The following is a 23,882-nucleotide window of genomic DNA, read 5'->3' as shown; positions in this document are numbered from 1 at the left end:
GGCGCTGCGGGACACGGCGCCGCGTCCGGCCGTCCGGTCAGTCCGGCACCCGATGGCGTATGGACGACCCCGCGCGGTCCTTGACGACCTCCAGCTGGGCCGGGATGCGCTGCCGGAGGTCGGCGACATGGCTGACGATGCCGACGCTGCGGTCCCGTTCGCGCAGCGAGTCCAGGACGTCCAGCACCTCGTCCAGGGTCTGTTCGTCCAGGCTGCCGAATCCCTCGTCGATGAAGAGGGTGTCCAGGCGGGTGCCGCCCGCCTCGTCGGTGACGACGTCGGCGAGCCCGAGGGCCAGGGCCAGCGACGCGAAGAACGTCTCACCGCCGGAGAGGCTGGCGGTGTCCCGCTCGTGGCCGGTCCAGGCGTCGATGACGTGCAGACCCAGGCCGGAGCGGCGCGCGCCGCCGGCCCGTTCGTCGGAGTGCACAAGTGTGTAGCGGCCGGAGGACATGCGGTGCAGGCGCGCGCTGGCGGCGGCCGCGACCTGTTCCAGGCGGGCGGCCAGGACGTAGGACTCCAGGCGCATCCGCCGTTCGTTCTCCGCCGACGTACCGGCGGCGAGGGCAGCTAGGCGGGCGATGCGCTCGTACTCGGTACGCAGGGGGGCCAGCCGGAGTGCGTCGGACTGGGCCCGCGCGCTGAGGCGGTCGAGTTCGGCACAGCGTTCCTCGGCGGCGGCACAGGCCGCGCCGGCAGTACGCAGTCTGCGGCTCGCATGCTCCAGGTCGGCGTGCGCCTGGCCCGGGTCCGCGGGCGGGAGGCCCGCTGCGGCGACCGCTTCGGGGTCGGCCAACGCGGCTTCCACTGCGGCTGTTTCGGTTTGGTGGCGGTCGAGACGCTGTTGCAGGGCGTTCCATTCGGCGTCGCTCAGCAGCGCGGCCGACGCTTCCTGCGGGGTGTCGAAGCCGGCGCGGTAGGCGGCGTCGGACAGCTGGGCGTCGGTCTCCTTGAGGCGCTCGGCGCACGCCTCGGCCGTACGGGCCGCGGCTGCGGCCTCGGCCAGCAGCGCGACCTGCCGCTCCAGGCGGCGGGCCCGCTCGGCGACGCTCGCGAAGCCACCGCGGGCCTCTTCCAGCACACTGTCGAGCGAGGCGAGTTCACGGTCGAGGGCTTCACGGTGGGAGGTGCGCGCGGCAGCGCGACGCTCGGCCTCCTGCTGCTCGGTGCGGCGCCGCTCGTACTCCCGGTCGGCGCGGGCGGACGCTTCCCTGGCGGCATGCAGATCGGCTCCCGCCGCCCGCTCGCGCGCATACGTCTCCCGCAGCTCCTCTTCCGCGCGCGCGAGCTCGGCGACCGGGGTGTCACCGGCGGTCGCGGAGGCGGCGGCCCGCTCCTCCTTCAGGGACTGCTGAGTACGCTCGGCGTCCTGGCGCGCGGACTCGGCCTGCCGGTAGGCGCCGAGCGCCGCTTCCTCGGCCGTACGGTCCACGTGTCCGGCTCCGGTACGGGCCGGGGCGGGGTGCTCGGTGGCGCCGCACACGGCGCAGGCGGTCCCGTCCTCCAGCCCGGCGGCGAGTTCGGCCGCGATGCCGCGCAGGCGGCGGTCCTTGAGGTCGAGCCAGTGTTCATGGGCCGCCGCCGCACGCTCCCGGGCACGCAGCACGTCCTCGTCCGCGGCCCGCAGGCTGTCCGTGAGGTGGTCGCGCCGGCGCGCGGCCGCCAGCCGCTGCCGGGCCGGGTCGAGCTGCGCGTGCAGCTGTTCGGCGCGGGCCGCCGCCTCCTGGGCGGCCTCGATGCGCCGCTGGTTCTCCTGGTGCGCCGGTTCCCGGTTCGCGAGCCACGCGGCGGCGTCCACCAGCGTCTGCTCGTCGGCCCGCGCCTCCCGCTCGATCCCGGCGCGTTCCGCGGCGATCTCGGCGGCGCGGCTCTCGGCCCGGCGGGCCGCCGTCAGCGACCCGAGGTCCTGCCGCAGTGCGCGTTCCAGGGCGGCGAGCCGTTCGGCGTCCGCGCCGGCCAGGTCGGGCGGCAGCTGGGAGCGCCCGCGCCGCTCTTCGGCCTGCGCCGTCCCGTGCTCGCGCCAGGCCGCGTCGCGCAGTGCCAGGGCGGGGGCGACCTCGGAGGCCGCGCGGGCCCGCGCGAGCCGGTCCCGGGCCCGGTCCCGCTCGCCGGACTGCGCCGCCAGGTCCGCCGCGCGCCGCTGCGCCTCGGCGTACCGGCGCTGGAGGCGGTCCCGCTCGCGCTCCTCGTCCGCCCGCGCGCGGGCGGCGGCCTCCGCCGCCTCGGCAGAGTGAACGGCGAGCCGGGCGATGTCGTGCCGCTCGCGCGCATTGGCCCGTGCGACGGCCGCCCGTACCAGTACGGCTTCGGCGAAGCCCGGCTCGCCGGGGCTCGGCGTCTGGGCGGCCTGAACGGTGGCGGCCGTACCGGAGTCCGGGCGCCCGTACTGTTCCGGTACGAGTGCGGTGGCGGTCGCCGTACCCCGGGAGGGCGCAGCCGTACCGGCAGCACGCGCCGCCCGGCCCGCATACGTACCTCTGCCTGTGCCCGTACCGCCACGACGGCCCGGAGCCGGAACCGCCGCCTCCGGTGCGCGTCCCGGGGCGGGGACCGAGGGGTCGACGAGGTCGGCCGGCTCCCCCGCCGCCTGGTCCATCCGGTGGACGAGCGCCAGCAGCCGGTCGTCCCCGGCGGACACCTGGTCGGCCGCGGCCTTGCGGCGGGTGGCCAGCTGGTCTTCGAGGGCGGCGAACCGCCGGGTGTCGAAGAGCCGTCCCAGCAGCCGGGCACGGGCCTCGGCGTCGGCGCGCAGGAAACGCGCGAAGTCCCCCTGGGGCAGCAGGGCGACCTGGCAGAACTGCTCCTTGTTCATGCCGAGCAGCTGGCCGATCTCCTCGCCGATCTCCTGGTGGGACCGGCTCAGGGCCTTCCAGCGGCCGCCGTGGGCGGGGTCCGTGTCCGGCCCGCCGGTGTCGGCATCCGTCCCGTTGGTGCCCGTGTCTGCCCTGCTGGCGCCCGCGCCTCCGGAGCCGGTCACGTACTCGCGCAGCCGGCTCTGTGCCTTCTCGCGGGTCGTGCCGGTCCCGCGCTTCTTCGGGCGGGGCTGCTCCGGCAGCCGGGTGATCTCCAGCCGCCGTCCGCCGACGGTCAGTTCGAGGACCACCTCGGTCGGCGTCGACGGATCGGCGAGGTCGCTGCGCAGCGCCTGGCCGCTCTGCCGCGTCCCCGGCACGGTCCCGTACAGGGCGAAGCAGACGGCGTCCAGGATGGAGGTCTTGCCCGCGCCGGTCGGCCCGTGGAGCAGGAAGAGACCGGCCTGCGCGAGCCGGTCGAAGTCGATGGTCTGGGTCCGCCCGAACGGCCCGAAGGCCGTGACCGACAGCCGGTGCAGCCTCACCCCGCCACCTCCCGCAGCGCGTCGTCGGTGCGTACCTCGTCCAGAGCGGAGCGCAGCACGGCCCGCTCCTCGTCGTCCACGCCGCGCCCGGGCCGTACGTGGGCGACGAAGTCCTCGGCGATCTCCTGGTCACTGCGGCCGCGCAGCCGCTGCGCGTACGAGGCGAGGCTGCGGGCGGCTCCCTCCTCCGGTTCGAAGGCGAGGCTGAGGATGTGCGGGAAGCGGGCGGCGAGCCGGGCCATCGGTTCGTGCGGGCGGGCGGCGTCGGTCAGCGTCGCCTCCACCCACGCGTCCTCGTGGACGTCCAGCGCCGGGTCGGCCAGCAGGTCCTCCAGCTTGCCGCGGAGGCGGGCCAGCGGGCGGGGCACCGGGCAGTCCAGGCGCTCGGCGGTCACCGCGCCCGCGGCGTCCAGGTCGACCAGCCACATGGACTTGCGGTGCCGTTCCTCGGAGAAGGAGTAGGCGAGCGGGGAGCCGGAGTAGCGGACCCGGTCGGTGATCGTCTGGCAGCCGTGCAGGTGCCCGAGGGCCGCGTAGTCGACGCCCTCGAAGACGGCGGCGGGCACGGACTCCACTCCACCGACCGTGATGTCCCGCTCACTGTCGCTGGGCGCGCCACCGGTGACGAAGGCGTGCGCGAGCACCACCGACCGGGTGCCGGCGGGCCGGGCCGCCAGGTCGTCGCGCACCCGGTCCATGGCGGCGCCCAGTACGTGTGCGTGGTCGGCCCGTTCGGCCCCGAACTCGTCCTTGACCAGGGCCGGTTCCAGGTACGGGAGCCCGTACAGGGCGACCTCGCCGTACGCGTCGCGCAGGACGACCGGGGTGGCGCAGGCCGCCGGATCGGTCCGCAGGTGGACCCCGGCCTCCCGCATCAGCCCGGAGCCGACACCGAGGCGGCGGGCGGAGTCGTGGTTGCCGGAGATCATGACGGTGGGCACGCCCAGGCCGGCCAGCCGGTGCAGGGCGTCGTCGAAGAGTTCCACGGCGGCCAGCGGCGGTACGGCACGGTCGTAGACGTCGCCCGCGACGAGGACCGCGTCGACCCGCTGCGTACGGACCGTCTCGACGAGATGATCGAGGAAGGCGCGCTGAGCGGTGAGCAGGTTCACTCGGTGGAACGAGCGGCCGAGGTGCCAGTCGGAGGTGTGCAGAAATCTCACAGCAGCGCTCCGACCTGCATCTTCGTCCTTTCTCGGGCACCGGCTCGGCACCGAGTCGGTACGCACCTGCGTATCAGCACGACCGACTTTAGTCTCTGTGGGCCTCTTGTCCCTCACCGACCTCGTCAGGGGCTCGTGGGGGGGGCTGGTCATCGGTCGAGCCGTCGGCCTTCTCCGCGCTCCGGCTCCGGGGGCGGGGGGGGCGGCCGCGCGCGGTCACGGGATGTGATAGCCGCAGGTCGCAGCGTCAGCGCGCCGGCGCCGGGCGCTCGGCACGGTAAGGCTCAAGTTAGGGCCGCGTTATGCGCGCTTCCCAGGATGGACGCCATGGAGTCCTATGTGCGTCAGACCGAACCCCAAGCCTCTCGCGTGCTCAGTGGCCAGGACGTTCCGATCGCCGTGATCGGCCTCTCCTGCCGGCTTCCCCGGGCCCCGCACCCCGGCGCCTTCTGGGACGTCCTCCGCGAGGGGGTGGACGCGATCGGCGAGACGCCGCGCGACCGCTGGGACGCCGAGGCGTGGTACGACGCCGACCCCGACGCCCCGGGCAAGACGCCCACCCGCCGCGGCGGCTACCTGGACGAGGTGGGCGGGTTCGACGCGGCGTTCTTCGGCATCTCCCCGCGCGAGGCCGCGGCCATGGACCCGCAGCAGCGGCTGATGCTGGAGCTGAGCTGGGAGGCCCTGGAGGACGCCGGGGTCCTGCCCGCCGGCCTCCGGGACACCCGCACCGGCGTCTTCGCCGGCGCCATCGGCGACGACTACGCCACCCTCACCCGGCGCGGCGGGGCCGAGGCCATCGACCGGCACACCCTGACGGGACTCCAGCGCGGCATCATCGCCAACCGCGTCTCCTACACCCTCGGTCTCCACGGCCCGAGCATCACGGTCGACACGGCCCAGTCCTCCTCCCTGGTCGCGGTGCACATGGCCTGCGAGAGCCTGCGGCGCGGCGAGTCGGTGCTCGCGCTCGCCGGCGGCGTCAGCCTCAACCTGGTGCCGGAGAGCACGGTCGGCGCGGCGAAGTTCGGCGGCCTGTCGTCCGACGGCCGCTGCTACACGTTCGACGCGCGCGCCAACGGCTACGTACGGGGCGAGGGCGGCGGCCTGGTCGTCCTGAAGCCGCTGGACCAGGCGCAGCGCGACGGCGACCGCGTGTACTGCGTGATCCGTGGCGGCGCCGTCAACAACGACGGCGCCACGGACGGCCTGACGGTGCCCAGCGCGACTTCCCAGGAGGAGGTGCTGCGGCTGGCGCGGCACCACGCGGGCGTGGCCCCGTCCGAGGTGCAGTACGTCGAACTCCACGGCACCGGCACGCCGGTCGGTGACCCCGTCGAGGCCGCGGCACTGGGCGCGGCCGTCGGCACCGATCCCGGCCGCGACCACCCGCTGCCGGTGGGTTCCGCCAAGACCAACGTCGGCCACCTGGAGGGCGCGGCGGGCATCGTCGGCCTCCTGAAGGTCGCGCTGAGCGTCCACCACCGCGAGCTGCCTCCCAGCCTCAACTACGCCTCCCCCAACCCGCGCATCCCCCTGGACGAACTCAACCTCCGGGTGCAGACCGCGCTCGGCCCCTGGCCCCGGCCGGACCGTCCGCTGATCGCCGGTGTCTCCTCCTTCGGCATGGGAGGGACCAACTGCCACGTCATCGTGGAGGAGGGCCCCGCACCCGCCGAGCCGTCGCAGCCGGCGGACGACGGGGAGAGGGCCGTGCCCGTGCCCTGGGTTCTGTCGGGGAAGAGCGAGGGCGCGTTGCGGGATCAGGCCGCGCGGCTGTGTGACCTGGTCACGGCCCAGCCGGACCTCCGGCCGGCACAGGTCGGGCTGGCGCTGGCGACGACCCGTACACACTTCGCCCACCGGGCGGCGGTCGTCGCTGAGCGGCGGGAGGGCTTCCTCAGCGGGCTGGCGGCCATCGCCCGGGGCGAGGACGCGGCCCATGTGGTTCACGGGCACGCCGACAGTGCGGGAGACGAAGCCCGTATCGCCTTCCTGTTCTCGGGGCAGGGGAGCCAGCGGGCGGGCATGGGCGCGCAGCTTTACGCCGCGTACCCGGCGTATGCCGACGCGTTCGATGAGGTTGATGCGGCCTTGCAGGCAGAGGGGCTGGGCTGCTCGCTGCATGAGGTGCTGGGTGACGCGGAGGCGCTGAAGCGTACGGAGTATGCGCAGCCTGCCCTCTTCGCGTTGCAGACTGCGTTGTTCCGGCTCTGGGAGCATTTCGGGGTGCGGCCGGATTACGTCGCCGGGCATTCCATCGGGGAGATCGCCGCGGCCCATGCGGCGGGCATTCTCACGCTGTCGCATGCTGCGCGGCTGGCCGTCCAGCGCGGGCGGCTGATGCAGCAGCTGCCCAGCGGCGGCGGAATGCTCGCCGTCCAGGCCGACCAGAAGACCGTGCAGCCGCTGCTGGAGGGCGCCGAGGGAGTCGTCGCGCTGGCCGCTGTCAACAGCTCACACTCGGTGGTTCTGTCGGGTGATGAGGACACCCTGGCAGCGCTTCAAGGCGAGTTGGAAGAGCGCGGCATCCGTAGCCGGCAGCTCACTGTCAGCCATGCCTTCCACTCCCCCCACATGGAACCCATGCTCGACGAGCTGCGCGCCGTCACCCAGAGCCTGGACTTCCGTCCCGCGACCCTTCCGCTCATCTCCACCCTGACGGGACAGACCGCCACCCACCGCGACCTCGCCCATCCCGACTACTGGGCCGACCACGCACGCAACACCGTCCGCTTCCACCAGGCACTGACCACCCTCCACGAGCACGGCGCCACCGCCTACCTGGAGATTGGCCCGGACACCAGCCTCACCACCCACACCCAGCACACCCACCCCGACGCAGTCTCCACACCCTCCCTCCGCAAGAGCCAGCCCGAGTCCCACACCCTCACCACCGCCCTCGCCCACCTCCACACCACCGCCACCGCCACCCCTGACTGGCAGCGCCTCTACCCGAACACCACCCCTCGACTCGGTCTCCCCACCTACCCCTTCCAACGCCAACACCACTGGCTCAAGACGGCCGTTTCCGAAAGGCCGTCCGCGGCCGTCCCCGCGCCGGCGACGGGGCCTCGAAGCACCATCCCCGCGCCGCCCGAGAAGCTCTCCCTCGCGGAACGCCTCGCGGGTGTCTCGTCCGCGGAGTGCGAGCGCATTCTGTCGGACCTGGTGCTCACGAACGCGGCGACGGTGCTCGGCCACACGACGCCGGGCGGCATCGGCCCCAGGGAGACGTTCAAGGAACTCGGGCTCGACTCGCTGGGCGCGGTGGAGTTCCACAAGCGGTTGAGCACCGCCACCGGGCTGCGGCTCTCGCCGACACTCGTCTACGACTACCCGAGCCCGGCCGCGCTCACCGAACACCTGCGGGCCGAGTTCACGGGGGAAGCGGTTCTGCCGGACGGTCCGGTCACCGCGGGTTCCGTGGACGAGCCCATCGCCATCGTGGGGATGGCCTGCCGTTATCCGGGCGGGGTGACCTCGCCGGAGGAGTTGTGGGAGTTGGTCGAGGAGGGCCGGGATGCCATCTCGGCCCTGCCGGTGAACCGTGGCTGGAAGGTGGACGAGCTGTACGACCCGGTGCCTGGCCGCCCGGGGAAGACGTATGCCCGTAACGGTGGATTCCTGCACGACGCCGACGAGTTCGACCCGGCGTTCTTCGGCATCTCCCCGCGCGAAGCCGCCGCCATGGACCCGCAGCAGCGGCTGCTGCTGGAGACGTCCTGGGAGGCGCTGGAGCGGGCGGGCATCGACCCGTCGTCGCTGCGGGGTTCCGCGGCGGGCGTGTTCGTCGGTGCCATGTCGCAGGACTACGGGCCCCGGCTGCACGAGTCCGCCGAGGGGTACGAGGGGTACCTGCTGACGGGCAGCACGGCGAGTGTCTCCTCGGGCCGGGTGGCCTACACCCTGGGGCTGGAGGGCCCGGCGGTGACGGTGGACACGGCGTGCTCCTCGTCGCTGGTGGCTCTGCATCTGGCGGCCCAGGCGCTGCGCAACGGTGAATGTGGTACGGCTCTTGCGGGCGGTGCCGCGGTGATGGCGTCGCCAGGCATGTTCATCGAGTTCAGCCGCCAGCGGGGGCTCGCCGCCGACGGCCGCTGCAAGGCGTTCTCCGCCGGTGCCGACGGCACCGCGTGGGGCGAAGGCGTGGGCATGCTCGTCCTCGAACGCCTCTCGGACGCTCAGCGCAACGGCCACCGCGTGCTGGCAACCATCCGCGGCAGCGCCGTCAACCAGGATGGCGCCAGCAACGGACTCACCGCACCCAACGGGCCGTCCCAGGAACGCGTCATCCGCCAGGCACTGGCCAACGCACGCCTCCAGCCGGGTGACGTGGACGCGGTCGAAGCACACGGCACGGGCACCACACTCGGCGACCCCATCGAAGCCCAGGCGCTCCTCGCCACGTACGGACAGGAACGGCCTGAGGACCAGCCCCTCCGGCTCGGCTCGCTGAAGTCCAACATCGGCCACACCCAGGCCGCCGCAGGCGTCGCCGGCGTCATCAAGATGGTCATGGCCATGCACCACGGCGTGCTGCCCAAGACGCTCCACGTCACCGAGCCCAGCCCGCACGTGGACTGGAGCACGGGAGCAGTGTCTCTGCTGACCGATCACGCCCCGTGGCACGCGGAAGAGGACCGGCCCCGCCGCGCCGCCGTCTCCTCCTTCGGCATCAGCGGCACCAACGCCCACCTCATCCTCGAACAGGCCGCCGACGTTCCCGAGCAGGTCATCACCCGGCCGACCGGCGCCGTCCCGTGGGTCCTGTCGGCCAAGGACGAGACGGCTCTGCGCGCCCAGGCCGGGCGGCTGCACACGTACCTGGCCGACGGCCCGCCGCGGCACCCCGCCGATGTCGCGCACGCCCTGGTGGCCGACCGCGCCCTGCTGGAACACCGTGCCGTCGTCATCGGGGAGGACCCTGCGGAACTCCTCGACGGACTGTCCGCACTCGCCCGTGGCGACTCGTCGGCCGGTGTGGTCGAGGGCAGCGTGGCGGGCCCGGGCCGTACGGTCCTGGTCTTCCCCGGGCAGGGGTCCCAGTGGGACGGCATGGCGGAGGAGCTGCTGGACTCCCATCCCGTCTTCGCCGACAGCATCGCCGCGTGCGAGCAGGCTCTGGCGCCTTACGTGGACTGGTCGCTCACCGACGTGCTGCGCCGCTCGCCCGGGGCTCCGGGACTGGACCGGGTGGACGTGGTACAGCCCGCCCTCTTCGCGGTGATGGTGTCGCTGGCGGCGGTGTGGCGTTCGGCGGGCGTCGTCCCGGATGCGGTGGTGGGCCATTCACAAGGCGAGATCGCCGCGGCCCACGTCGCCGGGGCACTGTCGCTCGGTGACGCGGCCAAGGTGGTGGCCCTGCGCAGCCAGGCGATCCGGGCGCTGGCCGGGAAGGGCGGCATGGCCTCCGTACCGCTGCCCTTGCAAGAGACCGAGGCGCGCCTGGCAGGCTGGGGCGAGCGGCTTTCGGTCGCGGCGGTCAACGGCCCGTCGGCCACCGTGGTGGCCGGAGAGCAGGCGGCGCTGGCCGAGCTGGTGGCGGCCTGCCAGGCCGACGATGTGCGGGCCAAGACGATAGCCGTGGACTACGCCTCGCACTCGGCGCAGGTGGAGGAGATCCGCGAAACGGTGCTCCAGGCGCTGGCGGGCATCACACCGCGTTCGTCGGAGGTGGCCTTCTACTCCACGCTCACCGGCGAGCCCGTCGACACCGCGACGCTGGACGCCGACTACTGGTACCGCAACCTGCGGGGCACGGTGCGCTTCGAGCCGGCGATCCGGGCCCTGGCGGCCGACGGCCACCGGATCTTCGTCGAGAGCAGCCCGCACCCTGTTCTGACCATGGGCGTGCAGGAGACGCTGGAGCACGCCGCCGACGCGGCCGGAGACCCCGTTTCCGTCCCGGACCGGGCTCCCGCGGTGATCACGGGGTCCCCGGACCGGGCTCCCGCGGTGATCACGGGGTCCCTGCGCCGTGACAAGGGTGGTTGGCGTGACCTCCTGGCCTCCCTCGCCACCGTGCTCGTCGGCGGCGCCGAGGTCGACTGGAACGCGGTACCCGGCACTTCCGGCCCGGCCGTACGGGTGGACCTTCCCACGTACGCCTTCCAGCGCCGCCGTTACTGGCTCGACGCTCCGGCGCCGTCCGGTGACATGACGGGCGCCGGGCTCGCCCCCGCGGACCATCCGCTGCTGGGCGCCCTGGTGTCGCTCGCCGACGACGACGGGCTGCTCCTCACCGGCCGGCTGTCGCTGCGCGCTCATCCCTGGCTGGCCGACCACGCCGTGGCCGGTACGGTACTGCTGCCCGGCACCGGATTCGTGGAGCTGGCCCTGCGCGCGGCCGAAGAGGTGGGCTGCGACCAGGTGGACGACCTCATGCTCGAAGCGCCGCTGGTACTGCCCGAGCAGGGCGACGTCCAGCTCCAGCTGGCCGTGGATCCGGCCGACTCTTCGGGACGGCACGCGCTGCGCGTGTACGCGCGCCCGGTGGCCGACGCGTCGAGCGCCTCCGGCGCGGGCGCGGAGCCGGTGCCGTGGACCCGGCACGCGACCGCCACCCTCGTACCCGGCGAACCGGCTGCCGCCCATGTGCTGGGCTCCTGGCCACCGCCCGGGGCCGTACCGGTCGACATCACCTCGCGCTACGAGCACCTCGCCGTGCGCGGCTACGAGTACGGGCCGGCCTTTCAGGGACTCACCGCCCTGTGGCGGCGGGGCGAGGACGTGTACGCGGAAGTGCGGCTCGCGGAGGACCTCCGGGCCGACTCCGGTGCGTTTGGTGTACACCCGGCTCTGCTGGACGCGGCGCTGCACTCTGTGATCGACCGCGACACCGGTGCCGACGAGGGTCCCCTGCTGCCCTTCGTCTGGGACGGCGTTCGCCTGCCGGCCGCGGGAGCGACGGAACTGCGCGTCGCGTTCACTCCCGCGGGCCGGGACTCGGTCTCCATGACGGCCTACGACCCGGCCGGTGAACCGGTGGCCGCCGTCGGGCGGCTGACCCTCCGGCCGGTCGTCACCGAGCAGTTGGTGGCGGCGGGGCGCGAGGCCGGGGCGGGACGGTCGTTGTACCGGCTGGAGTGGGCGGCGATCCCGGCTCCGGTGGTCACCGGTGCCGCTGCCTTCCGGGAAGTGGGCGTGGCCGACGTAGCCGACTCAGCCCACGCAGCCGATGAAGGCGGCGAAGGCGGCGACATGGTGCTCCGCTTTAACGGCGGCGAGCTGCACTCCGCCCTCGGCGACACGTTGCGTACGGTCCAGGACTGGTTGGCGGATCCGCGTTTCACCGATGCCCGTCTGATCGTCACCACCCGTGGCGCCCTCGCCGCGCTGCCCGGGGAGGACGTCACGGACCTCGCCTCGGCAGCCGTCTGGGGGCTGCTGCGATCGGCTCAGTCGGAGCAGCCCGGCCGTATCGTCCTGTTGGACATCGACCGAGCCGACGGCAGCGCTGACAGCACAGGCATCACTGATAGCACAGGCAGCACTGACAGTATCGTCGATGACGGTGTCCTGGCGGCGGCGCTGGCCACGGGAGAGCCGCAACTCGCCCTCCGCGATGGCGACTTCCTCGTACCACGTCTGGCTCGGACGGAACCCGCCGCCGCAGAGGCCCCGGTACTGGACCCCGACGGCACCGTACTGATCACCGGCGGCACCGGAGGCCTGGGCTCCCTCCTCGCCCGCCACCTGGTGACCGAGCACGGTGTCCGCCACCTCCTGCTCGTCAGCCGACGCGGGCCCGCCGCCGACCACGCCACCCGCCTCCACGCCGAGCTCACCGCCCTGGGCGCCCATCCCACCATCGCCGCCTGCGACGTCGCCGACCGCGACGCCCTCGCCGCCCTCCTCGGCACCGTCCCCGCCGAGCACCCCCTGACCGCCGTCGTCCACACTGCGGGAGCGCTGGACGACGGCACCTTCCACAGCCTGACTCCGGAGCGGCTGACCCACGTCCTCCGGGGCAAGGCTGATGCGGCGCGGCACCTGCACGAGCTGACGCGGGACAGCGGTCTGACCGCCTTCCTGTTGTTCTCGTCCGTCGTCGCCACGATCGGTTACGCGGGCCAGGCCAACTACGCCGCCGCCAACGCCTGCCTCGACGGCCTCGCCACCCATCGCCGGGCCCAGGGGCTGCCCGCCACCTCGCTCGCCTGGGGCCTGTGGGAGGAGCCCAGCGGTATGACCGGGCACCTGGCGGAGGCGGATGTCACGCGGATGGCCCGCGCGGGCGTCGCGCCCCTGCCCTCGGAGGAGGGCCTGGCCCTGTTCGACGCGGCACTCGCTCGCCGGGAAGCCGTGCTCGTCCCGGCCCGGCTGGACCTGGCCGGTCTTCGGCACCAGGCCGGGTCGGGCGGAATCCCGGCCGTGTTCCGTGGCCTGGTACGTGGTCCGCTGCGCCGCGCCGCACAGGCCGGTGACACCGGTACGGCAGCCGGTGGCTGGGCCCAGCGGCTGGCCGCGCTTCCGGCGGACGAGCGTGAGCGGGCCCTGCTCGACTTCACACGCCGCGAAGTGGCCACCGCGCTCGGCCTCGGTGAGCCCGACGAGGTCACCGCCGACCAGTCGTTCAAGTCGTTGGGCTTCGACTCGTTGATGGCGGTGGAGCTGCGTAACCGTCTCACCTCCGTCACCGGCCTCAAGCTGCCCGCAACCCTCGTCTTCGACCACCCCACCACCCACGCTCTCGCCGCCCATCTCCACGAACGGCTCACCGGAGCCTCGGGGCCCGGCGCCACGTTCACCGCCACGCAGGCCGGCGCCGCCGTCGACGCGGACGATCCCGTCGTCATCGTCGGTATGGCCTGCCGCTATCCCGGTGGCGTCACCTCCCCGGAGGAGCTGTGGCGCCTGGTCGCCGACGGCACCGACGCCATCGGCGACTTCCCCGACAACCGTGGCTGGGACCTGGCCGGCCTCTACGACCCGGACCCCGACCAGGCAGGCAAGAGCTACACCCGGCACGGCGGTTTCCTCCACGACGCGGCGGCGTTCGACGCCGAATTCTTCGGCCTCAGCCCCCGCGAAGCCCTCGCCACCGACCCCCAACAACGCCTTCTGCTGGAGGCTGCCTGGGAGACCTTCGAACACGCCGGCATCGTCCCCCAGTCACTGCGCGGAAGCCGCACCGGCGTCTTCACCGGCATCATGTACAACGACTACGGCAGCCGGCTGAGCAGCGTCCCCCAGGAACTTGAGGGGTACCTGCGCAATGGCAGTTACGGGAGTGTGGCCTCCGGCCGTATCTCCTACACCCTGGGGCTGGAGGGCCCCGCGGTCAGTGTCGACACCGCGTGCTCCTCGTCCCTGGTGGCCCTGCACCTGGCGGCCCAGGCACTGCGCAATGGCGAGTGCACCATGGCTCTGGCGGGTGGTGTGGCGGTGATGGCCACGCCCAACACCCTGATCGAATTCAGCCGCCAGCGCGGTTTGTCCGCCGACGGCCGCTGCAAAGCCTTCTCCGCCGACGCCGACGGCACCGGCTTCTCCGAGGGAGTGGGCCTGGTCCTGCTGGAACGGCTGTCGGACGCGCGGCGCAACGGTCACCAGGTGCTGGCGACGGTTCGCGGCAGCGCCGTCAACCAGGACGGCGCCAGCAACGGACTGACCGCCCCCAACGGGCCGTCACAGGAACGTGTCATTCGCCAGGCCCTGGCCAGCGCCCGTCTTCAGCCGGGTGATGTGGACGCGGTCGAGGCGCACGGTACGGGCACGACACTCGGCGACCCGATCGAGGCCCAGGCTCTCCTCGCCACGTACGGCCAAGAGCGGTCCGAGGAGCAACCGCTCCGGCTGGGCTCGCTGAAGTCCAATATCGGCCACACCCAGGCCGCGGCGGGCGTCGCCGGGGTCATCAAGATGGTCATGGCCATGCGTCACGGCGTGCTGCCCAAGACCCTGCATGTCGCTGCGCCCAGTCCGCACGTGGACTGGAGCACGGGAGCAGTCTCCCTGCTGACGGACAACACCCCGTGGACCGTGGCGGAGGACCGGCCCCGCCGCGCCGCCGTCTCTTCCTTCGGCATCAGCGGCACCAACGCCCACCTCATTCTGGAAGCCGCGCCGCACGACATCGTGGAATCCGAAGGGCCCGCGGACGAGTCGGCGGACGGCGGTGTGGTGCCGTGGTTCCTGTCGGCAGACAGTCACCAGGCACTGGAGGAGCAGGCCACGCGGCTGCGTGACCTGGTCACGGCCCAGCCGGATCTCCGGCCGGCACAGGTCGGGCTGGCGCTGGCGACGACCCGTACACACTTCGCCCACCGGGCGGCGGTCGTCGCCGAGCAGCGGGAAGACTTCCTCGCCGGTCTTGACGCACTGGCCCGGGGCCAGGCCGCCGGGCATGTGGTCCAGGGCCGCGCCACTGGCCGGACCGCCAAACTTGCCTTCCTGTTCTCGGGGCAGGGGAGCCAGCGGGCAGGCATGGGCGCGCAGCTCTACACTACGTACCCGGCCTACGCGACAGCCTTCGATGAGGTTGATGCGGCCTTGCAGGCAGAAGGGCTGGGCTGCTCGCTGCATGAGGTGCTGGGTGACGCGGAGGCGCTGAAGCGTACGGAGTATGCACAGCCTGCCCTCTTCGCGTTGCAGACCGCGTTGTTCCGGCTCTGGGAGCATTTCGGGGTGCGGCCGGATTACGTCGCCGGGCATTCCATCGGGGAGATCGCCGCGGCCCATGCGGCGGGCATTCTCACGCTGTCGCATGCTGCGCGGCTGGCAGTGCAGCGCGGGCGGCTGATGCAGCAGCTGCCCAGCGGCGGCGGAATGCTCGCCGTCCAGGCCGACCAGGAGACCGTGCAGCCGCTGCTGGAAGCCTCTGAGGGAGTCGTCGCGCTGGCTGCCGTCAACAGCTCCCACTCGGTGGTTCTGTCGGGTGATGAGGACGCCCTGGCAGCGCTTCAAGGCGAGTTGGAAGAGCGCGGCATCCGTAGCCGGCAGCTCACTGTCAGCCATGCCTTCCACTCCCCCCACATGGAACCCATGCTCGACGACCTGCGCGCCGTCACCCAGAGCCTGGACTTCCGCCCCGCAGCCCTTCCGCTCATCTCCACCCTGACGGGACAGACCGCCACCCACCACGACCTCGCCCACCCCGACTACTGGACCGACCACGCACGCAACACCGTCCGCTTCCACCACGCCCTCACCACCCTCCACGAGCACGGCGCCACCGCCTACCTGGAGATCGGCCCGGACACCAGCCTCACCACCCACACCCAGCACACCCACCCCGACGCAGTCTCCACACCCTCCCTCCGCAAGAACCAACTCGAACCCCACACCCTCACCACCACCCTCGCCCACCTCCACAACACCAACACCGCCACCCCCGACTGGCAGCACCTCTACCCGAACACCACCCCTCGACTCGACCTCCCCACCTACCCCTTCCAACGCCAACACCACTGGCTCGCTGTCCCCGCCTCTCCCGGCAATCTCACCGCAGCCGGACTCACCGACGCCGAACACCCCCTCCTCGGCGCGGCGGTGGAACTGGCTGGCGGGGAAGGGCATCTCTTCACCGGGCGGCTGTCGACCACGGCGCATCCCTGGCTCGCCGACCACGCGGTACTCGGAATGCCCCTCCTCCCCGGTACGGCCGTACTGGAACTCATGCTGCTGGCCGGAGCGCGGCTCGACACGCCAGTGGTGCAGGACCTGACCCTGGAATCTCCGGTGGCTCTCCCCGAGGGCGTCACCGTCGACGTCCAGTTGGTCGCGGGAAGCGAGGACGCGTCGGGAACGCGGTCGATCCAGCTGTACTCGCGGCAGGGGGAAGGCGCCGAATGGCTGCTGAACGCCGCTGGTGTCCTTGCGCCCGCTGCGCCGGCCACCGTGCCCGAGTCGGCCGAGGCGACCTGGCCGCCCGCCACAGCCGTTCCCGTCGACCTCGACTCGGCCTACCACCGGCTTGCCGAGCACGGTTACGACTACGGTCCGGCCTTCCAGGGACTGTCCGCCATGTGGCGGCTGGGTGACACGACGTTCGCGGAGCTGCGGCTTCCCGCAGAGGACGCGGCGAGCGGTTTTGCCCTGCACCCCGCTCTGCTGGATTCGGCGCTGCACCCGATCGCCCTGGCCGGTCTCGATCTGGCGGACGACACACTCCTGCGGCTGCCGCTGGCCTGGTCCGGCGTCACCTTGCACCGCACCGGGGCCACCGCGCTGCGGGCCCGGCTGACTCCGGCCGGGAACGACAGCATGGCCGTGGAGATCGCCGACGACTCCGGCAGGCCGGTGCTGTCCGCGGTCTCCCTGTCGGTACGCGCCACGGATGCCCGGCGTCTGACCGCCGGCCTCGGGCTGCGTGACTCCCTGTTCCGGCTGGACTGGCAGACGATTCCCATGCCGTCGGCCGGCACGGCGAACGACGCCACCGTGTACGTCGCGGAGTGCGCGAACGGCACCGGGCACCCCGATGAGCTGTCCTCGGTCCTCGGCCGAACGCTCGCCGCCGTCCAGGAGCATCTGGTTCAGGAGGTCCCGCAGCCGCTGGTCGTGGTGACACGGGATGCGGTGACGTGTGAGGCCGTCGATCCGGTCGCCGCGTCGGTGTGGGGTCTGGTGCGGTCCGCGCAGTCCGAGCACCCGGAGCGGTTCGTCCTGCTCGACCTCGACGCGGACACCGAAACCCCGTCGGCCGAACTGATCTCGGCCGTACTGGCCACCGGCGAGCCCCAACTCGCCCTCCGCAACGGCGAACTCCTCGCACCACGCCTGGCACGGACCGAACCCACCACCACCCACACCCCGGAACTCAACCCCGACGGCACCGTACTGATCACCGGCGGCACCGGAGCACTCGGAACACTGCTCGCCCGCCACCTGGTGACCACCCACGGCACCCGCCACCTCCTCCTGGCCAGCCGCCGCGGACCCACCGCAGAACGCGCAGCACAACTCACCGACGAACTCACCGCACTCGGCGCCCACACCACCATCACCGCCTGCGACGTCACCGACCCCGACGCCCTCACCAACCTCCTCTCCCACATCCCCGCCCAACACCCCCTCACCGCCGTGATCCACACCGCCGGCACGACCGACGACGGAGCGCTGGGTTCCCTGACGCCCGAGCGGCTCGACACCGTGCTGCGCGCCAAGGCCGACGCCGCCTGGCATCTGCACCGGCTCACCCAGGACGAGAACCTGGCCGCCTTCGTCCTCTACTCCTCCGTGGCAGGCACCCTGGGCACCTCGGGGCAGGCCAACTACGCTGCCGCCAACGCTTACCTCGACGGTCTCGCCGCTCATCGCAGGGCTCAGGGGCTGCCCGCCATCTCGCTCGCCTGGGGCATGTGGGACACGGCCGACGGTATGGCCGGCGAACTGGGCACCGGAGACCTGGCGCGTCTGGAGCGGATGGGCATCGCCCCGTTCGACGCGGCGGAGGGCCTGGCCCTCTTCGACGCCGCGCTCGGTTCGGGCCTTCCGGTACTCGTACCCGCCCGCCTGGACACGGCCGGCCTCCGTAAGCGGACGGACGGCGTCCCGAGCCTGTTCCGGGGACTGGTACGCGCCCCTGCCCGGACAGCCCGGTCCGACGAGCCCTCGTTGCTCCAGCGCCTGGCCGCCCTGCCGACGGACCGGCAGCGGAGTGTCGTGACGGAACTCGTCCGCGATGCCGTGGCCGGAGTTCTCGGCCATGACACGTCTCGCTCCGTCGAGACGGACCGGGAATTCAAGTCGTTGGGCTTCGACTCGTTGATGGCGGTGGAGTTGCGTAACCGTCTCAACACCGTCACCGGCCTCAAGCTGCCCGCCACCCTAGTTTTCGACCACCCCACCACCCACGCCCTCGCCGCCCACCTGCACGACCAGCTCACCGGAACGACAGCAGCCCCCGTCGCCATACCTGCCACCACCACATTCGGCGACGACGCCGATGACCCCATCGTCATCGTCGGCATGGCCTGCCACTACCCCGGCGACGTCGCCTCCCCCGAAGACCTCTGGCACCTGGTCGCCAACGGCACCGACGCCACCACCGACTTCCCCGACAACCGCGACTGGAATGTCGACGCCCTCTACGATCCCGACCCCGCCCAGGCAGGCAAGAGCTACACCCGCCGTGGTGGCTTCCTCCACGACGCCGCGGCGTTCGACGCCGAATTCTTCGGCCTCAGCCCCCGCGAAGCCCTCGCCACCGACCCCCAGCAACGCCTTCTGCTCCAGACCGCCTGGGAAACCCTCGAACGCGCCGGCATCGACCCCACCACCCTGCACAGCACTCCCACCGGCGTCTTCACCGGCGTCATGTACAGCGACTACGCGTCGAGGCTCCGTCACCTGCCGGCCGAGCTGGAGGGCTACCTCACCAGCGGCAGCGCGGGCAGCGTGGCCTCGGGCCGGGTGGCCTACACCCTGGGCCTGGAGGGCCCGGCGGTGACGGTGGACACGGCGTGCTCCTCGTCCCTGGTGGCTCTGCATCTGGCGGCCCAGGCGCTGCGCAACGGCGAGTGCACCCTCGCTCTGGCCGGTGGTGTGACCGTGATGGCCACGCCCACCACCTTCATCGAATTCAGCCGCCAGCGGGGGCTCGCTCCCGACGGCCGCTGCAAGCCCTTCTCCGCCGATGCCGACGGCACCGCATGGGGCGAAGGCGTCGGCATGCTCGCTCTCGAACGCCTCTCGGACGCGCGGCGCAACGGCCACCGCGTGCTGGCCACGATCCGTGGCAGCGCCGTCAACCAGGACGGTGCCAGCAACGGACTGACCGCGCCCAACGGGCCGTCCCAGGAACGCGTCATCCGCCAGGCACTCGCCAGTGCCCGTCTTCAGCCGGGCGACGTGGACGCGGTCGAAGCACACGGCACGGGCACCACGCTCGGCGATCCCATCGAAGCTCAGGCTCTCCTCGCCACGTACGGACAGGGGCGGGCCAAGGACCAGGCGCTTCGGCTGGGCTCGCTGAAGTCCAACATCGGGCACACCCAGGCCGCGGCGGGCGTCGCCGGGGTCATCAAGATGGTCATGGCCATGCACCACGGCGTGCTGCCCCAGACCCTGCACGCCGAGGAGCCCAGCCCGCACGTGGACTGGAGCAGTGGAGCAGTCTCCCTGCTGACGGACAACACCCCGTGGCCCGTGGCGGAGAACCGGCCCCGCCGCGCCGCCGTCTCCTCCTTCGGTATCGGTGGCACCAACGCCCACCTCATCCTGGAACAGACACCGGAAGCGCCTGTCGTGGCGCAGGCCGAGGAGACCACTGGTGTAGTTCCTTGGGTTCTGTCGGGGAAGAGCGAGGACGCATTGCGTGACCAGGCCGCGCGGCTGCTCGACCTGGTCGCGGCCCAGCCGGACCTCCGCCCGGCACAGGTCGGGCTGGCGCTGGCGACGACCCGTACACACTTCGCCCACCGGGCGGCGGTCGTCGCCGAGCGGCGTCAGGACTTCCTCAGCGGGCTGGCGGCCATCGCCCGGGGGGAGGACGCGGCGCATGTGGTTCACGGTCACGCCGACAGCGCGGGAGACGAAGCCCGTATCGCCTTCCTGTTCTCGGGGCAGGGGAGCCAGCGGGCGGGCATGGGCGCGCAGCTCTACGCCGCATACCCGGCCTACGCGACAGCCTTCGATGAGGTTGATGCGGCCTTGCAGACAGAAGGGCTGGGCTGCTCGCTGCACGAGGTGCTGGGTGACGCGGAGGCGCTGAAGCGTACGGAGTATGCACAGCCTGCCCTCTTCGCGTTGCAGACCGCGCTGTTCCGGCTCTGGGAACACCTGGGCGTACGGCCCGCCTATGTCGCCGGGCACTCCATCGGAGAAATCGCCGCAGCCCACGCCGCCGGCATCCTCAGCCTGTCGCACGCTGCGCGGCTGGCCGTCCAGCGCGGACGACTGATGCAGCAGCTGCCCAACGGCGGCGGAATGCTCGCCGTACAAGCCGACCAGAAGACCGTCCAGCCGCTGCTGGAAGCCGCTGAGGGAACAGTGGCGCTCGCTGCCGTCAACAGCTCACACTCGGTGGTTCTGTCAGGTGATGAAGACACCCTGGCAGCGCTCCAGAGCGAGTTCGAAGAGCGCGGCATCCGCACCCGGCAGCTCACTGTCAGCCACGCCTTCCACTCCCCCCACATGCAACCCATGCTCGATGAGCTGCGCGCCGTCACCCAGAGCCTGGACTTCCGCCCCGCAACCCTTCCGCTCGTCTCCACCCTGACGGGACAGACCGCCACCCACCACGACCTCGCCCACCCCGACTACTGGACCGACCACGCCCGCAACACCGTCCGCTTCCACCACGCCCTCACCACCCTCCACGAACACGGCACCACCGCCTACCTGGAGATCGGCCCGGACACCAGCCTCACCACCCACACCCAGCACACCCACCCCGACACTCCGAGCGCACCCACCCTCCGCAAGAACCAACCCGAACCCCACACCCTCACCACCACCCTCGCCCACCTCCACACCACCAACACCGCCACCCCCGACTGGCAGCACCTCTACCCGAACACCACCCCCCACTCCGACCTCCCCACCTACCCCTTCCAAAACCAACACCACTGGCTCACCGCCCCGGAATCGTCCGGTGAAGCCACCGACTTTGGGCTCGACTCCACCGATCACCCGCTTCTCGGTGCCGACCTGGAACTCGTGGACACCCGCGAACACCTCTTCACCGGCAAGCTGTCCCTGCGCAGTCACCCCTGGCTGGCCGAGCACACCGTGCATGGCGCGGCCGTGCTTCCCGGCAGTGCCTACGTGGACCTGGCCCTGTGTGTCGGAGCCCGTACCGGTCATGCCGTACTGGACGAACTCACCCTTGAAGCGCCGCTGGTCGTGCCCGACCGTTCCCCGGTTCACGTGCAGTTGCTGCTGAGCGAGGCCGACGACGCGGGCCACCGGCGGCTGACCGTCCATTCCCGGCCTGGTGGCCAGGACGCGGCCGGCGCGGCCTGGGTGCGGCATGCGGTCGGCAGCCTGCGGCGGTCGGAGCCCGAGGAGCGGGAGGTTCCCGTTGCGGGTGGTTCCTGGCCTCCGGCCGGGGCGGAGCAGGTACCGGTGGAAGAGCTGTACGAGCGGCTGGGAGCGCGCGGGCAGGACTACGGTCCCGGGTTCCGCGGTGTGACGGCCGTCTGGCGCGCCGAGGACGAACTGTTCGCCGAGGTGAGGCTTCCGGATGCGGTGCGTGGCGAGGAGGCACGGTTCGCGGTCCATCCGGCGCTCCTGGACGCGGCTCTGCACCCGCTGGGCCTGCGCCCCGCGACCAATGCCGGTACCGATGACGGGGTCGACAGCAACAGCCTTCGGCTGCCGTTCGCGTGGAGCGGTGTGCGGCTGCACGCCACCGGCGCCACGGCGGTCCGGCTGAGGGTCGCGCCGTCGTCGGCGGACTCCGTGGCCCTGACGCTGACGGACGCCAAGGGCGCGCCGGTCGTCTCGGTGGAGTCCCTGGTTCTGCGCCCGTTCGACCCGGCGCAGTTGCGCTCGCCCGCCGTGGGCCACCGTGACGCGTTGTTCGCGGTCGACTGGGTGCCGGCTGTACCGGGGGCCGTCGAGGCCACGCCGGAGCACGTCGTGGAGTTCTTCGATTTCGGTACGGAGGCCACTGGGCACCCGGCCGCGCACCGCAGTGCGCAGGAAGCCCTGGCAGCCGTACAGCGATGGCTGGCGGAAGACCGGGGGGACAGGGCGCGCCTGGTGTGTGTCACCCGCGACGCGGTGGCTGCCCGGGGGAAGGACGGTGTGGCCGGCCTGGACGCCTCTCCCGTGTGGGGTCTGGTGCGGTCCGCGCAGTCCGAGCACCCGGAGCGGTTCGTCCTGCTCGACCTGGACGCGGACACCGAAACCCCGTCGGCCGAACTGATCTCGGCCGTACTGGCCACCGGCGAGCCCCAACTCGCCCTCCGTAACGGCGAACTCCTCGCACCACGCCTGGCACGGACCGAACCCACCACCACCCACACCCCGGAACTCAACCCCGACGGCACCGTACTGATCACCGGCGGCACCGGAGCACTCGGAACACTGCTCGCCCGCCACCTGGTGACCACCCACGGCACCCGCCACCTCCTCCTGGCCAGCCGCCGCGGACCCACCGCAGAAGGCGCAGCACAACTCACCGACGAACTCACCGCACTCGGCGCCCACACCACCATCACCGCCTGCGACGTCACCGACCCCGACGCCCTCACCAACCTCCTCTCCCACATCCCCGCCGAACACCCCCTCACCGCCGTGATCCACACCGCCGGCACGACCGACGACGGCACGGTGACCTCCCTCAGCCCGGAGAGCCTGGACGGCGTACTGCGGGCCAAGGTGGATGCCGCCTGGCACCTGCACCGGCTCACCCAGGACGAGAACCTGGCCGCCTTCGTCCTCTACTCCTCCTTCGCCGGTGTCCTGGGCAACGCGGGCCAGGCGAACTACGCCGCCGCCAACACCTACCTGGACGCCCTGGCCGCCCACCGCCGGGCGCTCGGCCTGCCGGGAACCTCGCTGGCCTGGGGCCTGTGGGAGGAGGAGAGTGACCTCACACGGGTCCTGGCCCCGGCCGAGCGGGCCCGGCTCGGGCGTGAGGGTGTCATGCCGATCGGGTCGTCCGAAGGGCTGGAGCTGTTCGATGCGGCGCTCGCCCTCGACACGGCGGTGCCGGTGCCCGTACGGCTGGACCCGGCGGCGTTGCGGCGCCGTGCCACGGCGGGGAGCCTTCCCCCGCTCCACCGGGGGCTGGTGCCGGCCGCGGGGCCCGCGGCGGCCTCCGCCTCCGCCGCGCCCGCCGCGTCCGTGGATGCCGGGGCGGAGCTGCGGCAGCGGCTGTCGGGCGTGGACGAGGGCGAGCGTCACCGTCTCCTGGTCGAGTTGGTGCGCGGTCAGGTGGCGGGCGTCCTCGGTCACACGTCGCCTGCCGCCGTGGCCACCGAGCGCGGTCTGATGGACATGGGCTTCGACTCGCTCTCCGCCGTCGAGCTGCGCAACCGGCTCGGTACGGCCACCAGGTTGCGGCTGTCCACGACCTTGGTCTTCGACTACCCGACTCCGGTCGCGATCGCCGGGCACCTGGTGGAGCGGCTGTCCGCGGAGATGCCCCGGGCCGAGCTGTCGTCGCTGGAGGCCTTGGAAGCGGCGGTCGAGGAGATCGGAGCCGACGAGGAGCGGCGGTCGCGGCTGACGGTCCGGCTGGAGGCGCTGCTCAACAAGCTCGCCGGGGGCTCCGCAGGACTCACCGGGCCCGAGGGTTTCCCGGACGGATTGGAAGCCGCCGCGGACGAAGACCTCTTCGAGTTCATCGACAGTGATCTCGACCTCGACTGAGCCGCCGGTGGGGCCGTCCGGCCGTCCCGGACGGCCCCACCGGAATCCACGAGAGGAAAAGCACCCGTAAGTCTGCGGTTAGCCTTCCTTGTCACCCTGGGCGGAGCAAA

At 72.3% G+C, this 23,882-nt stretch carries 3 protein-coding genes; 1 reads left to right on the top strand and 2 read right to left on the bottom strand.

Going from position 1 to position 23,882, the window contains the following annotated elements; all coding sequences use genetic code 11:
• Nucleotides 1-37 precede the first annotated feature (37 nt).
• Together JXZ78_RS26875 and JXZ78_RS26870 are read right to left on the bottom strand one after the other, a co-directional pair.
• Nucleotides 38-3,337 (bottom strand): AAA family ATPase, encoded by a 3,300-nt coding sequence (locus JXZ78_RS26875; RefSeq protein ID WP_030022970.1) that lies wholly within the window; start codon nt 3,335-3,337, stop codon nt 38-40.
• The gene (locus JXZ78_RS26870) at nt 3,334-4,500 is read right to left on the bottom strand and encodes an exonuclease SbcCD subunit D (RefSeq protein ID WP_030022969.1); all 1,167 of its coding nucleotides are present in this window, start codon (nt 4,498-4,500) and stop codon (nt 3,334-3,336) included. Before JXZ78_RS26870 ends, JXZ78_RS26875 begins: the two co-directional genes overlap by 4 nt.
• 327 nt (nt 4,501-4,827) lie before the next feature.
• Between JXZ78_RS26870 and JXZ78_RS40415 the strand changes: the two genes are divergently transcribed.
• Complete coding sequence (locus tag JXZ78_RS40415) at nt 4,828-23,772, top strand: type I polyketide synthase (protein WP_275128231.1); 18,945 nt, start codon at nt 4,828-4,830, stop codon at nt 23,770-23,772.
• Nucleotides 23,773-23,882 lie beyond the last annotated feature (110 nt).

It is taken from the genome of Streptomyces monomycini (assembly GCF_022271435.1).
GTDB lineage: Bacteria > Actinomycetota > Actinomycetes > Streptomycetales > Streptomycetaceae > Streptomyces > Streptomyces monomycini.
The sequence above is the reverse complement of the archived record's forward strand: the minus strand, read 5'-3'. Positions and strand labels throughout refer to the sequence as shown.

Excerpts from the sequence above, each read along its gene's own strand:
- JXZ78_RS40415 (WP_275128231.1), top strand. The coding sequence starts at position 4,828 with ATGGAGTCCTATGTGCGTCAGACCGAACCCCAAGCCTCTCGCGTGCTC.